The organism is Escherichia sp. MOD1-EC5950, from assembly GCF_002965345.1.
In the GTDB taxonomy this organism is placed as follows: domain Bacteria; phylum Pseudomonadota; class Gammaproteobacteria; order Enterobacterales; family Enterobacteriaceae; genus Escherichia; species Escherichia marmotae.
In genome coordinates this window covers 1-2,732 of record NZ_PTSR01000072.1, presented here as the reverse complement: position 1 = coordinate 2,732, position 2,732 = coordinate 1, and the positions used below count along the sequence as shown (strand labels likewise).

Genomic DNA, 2,732 nt, shown 5'->3' with positions numbered 1-2,732 from the left:
CGTAATGTTCCGGTGACCTCATCTTCACAGAAATTTTCACGCCATTAGCATTCCGGTATTCGTATAACTTCCTTCTGTGGAGAGAAAACAATGCCCAGGATGCGATGGACGCTTGATCAGAAAAAACATCACGTTGCTGCATGGCGCGCCAGCGGCCTTACCCGTGAACAGTACTGTGAACTTTACGACATTCCGTTTAAATCCCTGCGCCAGTGGCCGCAGGATGTCGCAAAAGCAGAAAAGCGGGCCAGAGCACCAGAAATTATTCCTGTTTCTGTGTCTGGTGCCCCCGGTATGGATGATGGCAGACCATTGTCAGATGACCCTGTCACGCTCTTCCTGCCCGGGGGGATCCGGATGTGCTGCCAGCCTTCTCAGTTAACCGATGTTTTCCGGGCTCTTCGCCATGCTGACACCTGATAACGTATTCCTGGTCGTCACTCCTGTCGATATGCGCCGGGGTATCGATACCCTGACACAGTACGTCCAGAACGAACTTAACGCTGCATGGCATGACGGTGCAGCTTTTGTCTTCACCAATAAAGCACGCTCCCGCATAAAAGTTCTCCGGTGGGACAAACATGGCGTATGGCTGTGTACCCGACGACTGCACCGGGGAACCTTCCGCTGGCCCCGGAAAGGTGATGCCACATGGCATCTCACACCGGATGAGTTTCACTGGCTGGTCTGTGGAGTTGACTGGCAGCAGGTGAATGGCCATGACCTGGCAAAATGGGTGTACCAGGAAGAACCTGCAGATGCTCAGAGCAATGCAATAACTCAATGAAATATAATGAATATCCATGCGTGATGTCATATAATCCACCGCATGGATATCTCGCTTCTCAGTACCACCAGTGACCCTGAACAGCTTCGCGCTCTGGCAATTGCCATGGTGCAAAAAGTCATGGCTGAGAATGCAGAACTTCAGAACCGTATCCGCATCCTGGAAGAGCAGATGAAGCTCGCACGCCAGCAGCGTTTTGGTAAAAAATGCGAATCACTGGCCGGGATGCAGCGTTCCCTGTTCGAAGAGGATGTTGACGCGGATATCGCAGAAATCTCGGCGTATCTGGACAGACTGCTTCCTCAGACCGGGGACGAAGAAAAAACAACAACACGTCCTGTTCGTAAAGCTTTACCCTCACATCTTCCCCGGGTTGAAAAGGTTATCCCGGCAGCAGAAGAACGTTGCCCGGAATGTAATGAATCCCTGCACTTCATTCGCAATGAAGTCAGCGAGAAAATGGAATATATCCCCGCACAGGTTGTGGTCAATCGCTATATCCGTCCGCAGTACAGCTGTCCCTGCTGTGAGAAAGTGTTCAGCGGAAAAATGCCGGCACATATCCTTCCGAAAAGTGCTGTTGAGCCATCGGTCGTCGCACAGGTTGTCATCAGCAAATATACCGACCATCTTCCCCTGTATCGCCAGCAGCATATCTTCTCCCGAATGGGGGTGGAGGTTCCCGTCAGTACAATGGCGGATATGGTTGGTGTCGCCGGAGCTGCACTGGCACCGCTGGCAAAATTGTTACGCCATGAGCTTCTGACACGGGATGTTATTCATGCTGATGAAACGTCCCTGAGGCTCCTTGATACCCGGAAAGGCGGTAAGTCCTGCTCCGGCTGGCTGTGGGCTTACGTCAGCGGAGAAAGAAGCGGCCCGCCGGTCGTCTGTTTTGACTCGCAGACCGGACGGGCCCTCAGATATCCTGAGGCCTGGCTGCAGGGCTGGCGTGGTGGCACGCTGGTGAGTGACGGATACAGCGTGTACAAATCTCTGGCGGATAATCACCCCGGTATCACATCCGCCTGTTGCTGGAGCCACGCAAGACGCGGCTTCGCAAATCTGTATAAGGCCAGCAGGGAGCCCCGTGCAGCCATGGCGCTGAGAAAAATCGCCGGCCTTTACCGCATTGAGAAACTCATCCGCGACCGACCTGTGGAAAAAATACGGCAGTGGCGACAACGGTATTCCCGGCCGATAGTGAACGACCTGTTTGCCTGGCTTGAAGAGCAGGAGCCGTGTTGTCCGCCTGAGGGCCCATTAAATAAGGCGATTAACTATATTCTGAAGCGGCGCGATGAACTGAGTTGCTTCCTGGGGGACGGAGCTGTGCCCCTGGACAACAATATCTGCGAGCGTGCCATCCGCCCGGTGGTCATGGGGCGGAAAGCATGGTTATTCGCCGGTTCACTGATGGCCGGGAACCGCGCGGCACAGATAATGAGCCTTCTGGAAACGGCAAAACGTAATGGTCTGGAGCCGCATGCCTGGCTGACAGACGTTCTGACGCGTCTACCGGAGTGGCCGGAAGACCGACTGGCAGAGTTGCTGCCCCTTGAGGGATTTACCTTCTCCGGGTGAGTGATACCTGCCATCAGGTGTTCGTGCAGCGGGCCATAACCCGCAGTCGGGAGTTGAACGCCTGACGACAGGAAATGAGCCAGAGCAGCGACCACGCGGGCTGACAGTGAGTCAGAACCTGAATCAGCCTGGAGCCATTCCCGGGGAAGGACTTCATTTACCTGCCACCAATACCCGTGTCAGTACTTCACGACCTGACGCATTTACCCGACTCAGTACTTCAGAGCCCGCCGCCGGTACCTGCCCGGCGCTCGCCCCTGTGCAACAAAATAAATCAACCATCGTCAGACGGTGATCAATCGTATGCGCTGCCAGTGGCTCGCCTGAAAAATGCGTCAATATGAGTTCGCCGGAACGATAC

General features: G+C 54.6%; 4 protein-coding genes. 3 read left to right on the top strand and 1 reads right to left on the bottom strand.

The window, feature by feature from the left end; genetic code table 11:
• Positions 1-90 precede the first annotated feature (90 nt).
• From tnpA to tnpC, 3 genes are read left to right on the top strand one after another with little or no spacing between them, the layout of a single operon-like run.
• Positions 91-420, top strand: a complete 330-nt coding sequence (gene tnpA, locus BEA93_RS24080; protein ID WP_021519736.1) for an IS66 family insertion sequence element accessory protein TnpA — start codon at positions 91-93, stop codon at positions 418-420.
• Positions 407-787: an IS66 family insertion sequence element accessory protein TnpB gene (tnpB, locus tag BEA93_RS24075; protein WP_089620052.1), complete on the top strand. Its 381-nt coding sequence runs from the start codon at positions 407-409 to the stop codon at positions 785-787. Before tnpA ends, tnpB begins: the two co-directional genes overlap by 14 nt.
• A 42-nt stretch (positions 788-829) precedes the next feature.
• Positions 830-2,371 carry an IS66 family transposase gene (tnpC, locus tag BEA93_RS24070; RefSeq protein WP_105225215.1) on the top strand — a complete coding sequence of 514 codons (1,542 nt, stop codon included), beginning with the start codon at positions 830-832 and terminating at the stop codon, positions 2,369-2,371.
• A 153-nt stretch (positions 2,372-2,524) separates the two neighbouring features.
• Here the strand turns inward: tnpC and BEA93_RS25420 are convergent.
• The coding region (locus tag BEA93_RS25420; protein WP_236942093.1) for a hypothetical protein at positions 2,525-2,732 on the bottom strand (208 nt) is incomplete at its 5' end.